General features: G+C 51.5%; 1 protein-coding gene. It reads left to right on the top strand.

Annotated elements, in window-relative coordinates:
* Positions 1–1826 (top strand): DUF4347 domain-containing protein (locus tag K4A83_RS22590; protein WP_265266975.1); only part of this gene is annotated, 1826 nt, incomplete at its 5' end.
* Positions 1827–2211 lie beyond the last annotated feature (385 nt).

Here is a 2211-nt window from a genome sequence, read left to right as displayed (position 1 = left end):
CAGCCGGGGCAGATTTACTGATTTATAGTTGTTTCACAGCATTAGGAGAACTGGGTCAGGGATTTGTCCAGCGTCTAGCAGCATTGACGGGGCTGGATGTGGCAGCTTCGACCAATGCGACGGGGAGTGAGAATTATGGGGGGGATTGGGATTTAGAGTACAGGACAGGCAGTATTGAGGTGGGGACTCCCTTTAGGGCTGACACCTTATTAAATTGGGAGGGTCGGTTAGCCACATTTACGGTGGGGGATGTGGCAACTCCTACTCTGGAAGCTGCCATTACGGCGGCGAATGCTGATGGAGCGGCTCCCCATACGATTCGATTTGCTCCCGGTATTACAGAGATTGTCCTAACGACTGCCTTGCCGGAGATTACACAGGCTTTGACGATTACGGGGGACGGGACAAATGTCACGATTCGGCGGGATTCAACCGCCCCACAATTCCGTATTTTCTTCGTTAACGCATTGGCACCGACCACCTTTGAATATTTGACCATCCGAGGGGGTGCTGGGGAGAATTTTGGGACGGGAATTAACAGTTTTGGACAAGTGACCCTGAACTATTCCACCGTGACTGATAATCAAGCTAACCGGGGAGGAGGCGGGATTAACGGTGACGGCGGGGTAATCCTCAATCACTCCACAGTTTCGGGGAATTCCGCCAATGAAGACGGTGGCGGGATTCGCTCTCTAGGAGGAGTGACGCTGATTAATTCCACGGTTTCCGGCAATTCGGCGGGAACCAATGGGGGCGGGATTCGGAGTGTTCCAGCCGTGACACTAACCAACTCTACCGTTGCCTTTAACCAAGCCAACGGTCTTGGGGGAGGTGTTTATCTGTGGGGTGCAACCCACACCATTCACAACAGCATCATTGCCAACAATACTAGCCCCACTGCTCCTGATATTGGTGTTGCTGGTACACCTACCTTTAACATTAGCCATAGTCTCATTGGCAACACGACGGGCATGAGCGGAAATGGACTCCCCACCAATGGGGTAAATGGCAACCTCGTTGGTGTTGACCCCAAACTCGCTCCTCTCACCAACAACGGCGGCCCCACCCAAACCCATGCTCTGGGGTTAAATAGTCCTGCCCTCAATGGGGGCAGTAACGACCTAGCCACAGGCTTAACCACAGACCAACGAGGCGCACCGGGGGCGCGCATTGTAGGAGGCACAGTGGATATGGGAGCTTTTGAGTGGCAGGGTTTGGCTATTACCCCAGTGGCTCCACTCAACCAAACGGTGAGCAGTCTTCCTGCCAATGTGGATGTGAGTGTGAAGGTAACAGAGGCCGTCTTTGGCATTGCTCCGGTTGTGGGAGCAAGTGTGAATTTTACGGCTAATGGGGCAACGGGAACGTTTAGCAATGGGACGACGGTGCTAACCAATGGGGAAGGGATGGCGATTAATTTCTTTAATGGGACAGAGGCCTTGGGCAATTTCTCGGTGTTAGCAGCAGTGCCGGGTTTAACCCCTGTGACGTTTAATTTTGCCTATACTCCTCCGGTGGTCACTCCTCCGGCAGTGACTCCCTCGGCAGTGACTCCTCCGGTAGTTACTCCTCCGGTAGTTACTCCTACGGTAATTACTCCCTCGGCATTTACTCCTTCCATACCCCTAGATTTTGCTCTTTTGCGAGGCATTTGGTTGAACCCAGTGGACGATATGACCTCCTCTAACCTGAAGGGGGTTTTGCCGTCAGTCTGTGCCGCTCCTCCTCAGCTAGATGTCGCCGCTTCTGAGGAGTCTGTTTTGGGTGAGGGGGAATTAAGTCCCGTGGACTTGGATGAGTATTGTTTACCGTTCAATAGCAATTAAGTGTAGGTTGGGTGGAGCGACAGCGCAACCCAACCATATAGGGCTTGCTGAAAAAAAACAACGCTAGACTCATAAAATATTTAGCCCGTCCTAATCATTGATAATCCTCTGAGACTATCGAGCCACACTCATGCACTACTCTAAAACAGTCTGATCTGGTAGTACTTTTTTCGGTCAAAAACTAAGACATAGTGATTTTTCTATATCTCTTATTTTAGAATAACCGTACAGCGTTAAATCAATTTTTTATCCACACCGATGCAATCCTCCAAACACATTATTCCCCTAGCTCTTAGCCTCCTGCCCTTGGGCTACACCACCACCCTCCAAGCCCAAAGCATCACCCCCGCCCCCGATGGAGTCAGCACCCTCATCCACCACAACG

Origin of the sequence: Spirulina subsalsa FACHB-351 (assembly GCF_026130165.1) — a bacterium.
Taxonomy (GTDB): Bacteria; Cyanobacteriota; Cyanobacteriia; order Cyanobacteriales; family Spirulinaceae; genus Spirulina_A; species Spirulina_A subsalsa_A.
This window is presented reverse-complemented; position numbering and strand designations above follow the sequence as displayed.